This is a genomic window from Cellulomonas sp. P4_A2, from assembly GCF_056402515.1.
In genome coordinates this window covers 1-462 of sequence record NZ_JBFUHG010000102.1, presented here as the reverse complement: position 1 = coordinate 462, position 462 = coordinate 1, and the positions used below count along the sequence as shown (strand labels likewise).

1 protein-coding gene is annotated in these 462 nt (G+C 71.4%); it reads left to right on the top strand.

All coding sequences use genetic code 11. The features are described from left to right. Positions 1 to 234: 234 nt before the first annotated feature. Positions 235 to 462: helix-turn-helix domain-containing protein (locus AC1DUE_RS20290; RefSeq protein WP_477041207.1), on the top strand; the 228-nt coding region annotated here is incomplete at its 3' end.

Here is a 462-nt window from a genome sequence, read left to right as displayed (position 1 = left end):
GCTTGATATACCGCATCTCGCCCTCTTCCGTTCCATGGCGTTGCCCGGTCTCTCACTTTCGCCCGGCCCGACAGGTCGTACCGGTTGGAGCCTGGGCGATGGCGAGGGGGCCGGCGTCTTCCTCATTCACCTTCGCCCGGATTGCTCCGGTGTGGCAGGGCGGGCTCTTCGGGGGTAACGACAGGGCCCCCCTCCCGCCCGTGCAGCAGGTGCCCAGCGGGTGAGACTGGAGTCATGGCATCCGAGAGCGCGCACAGCGAGGGCGCCGAGCTGGGCCGCTACCTGCGCGCCCGCCGCACCCAGACCAGTCCCGAACACGTCGGCCTGACCGTCGGCGCCGGCATCCGCCGCACCCCCGGCCTGCGCCGCGAGGAGCTGGCCACCCTCGCCGGCATCAGCATCGACTACTACGTGCGCCTGGAACGCGGCAAGGAGACCCGCCCCAGCCCCGCCGTCCTCGAC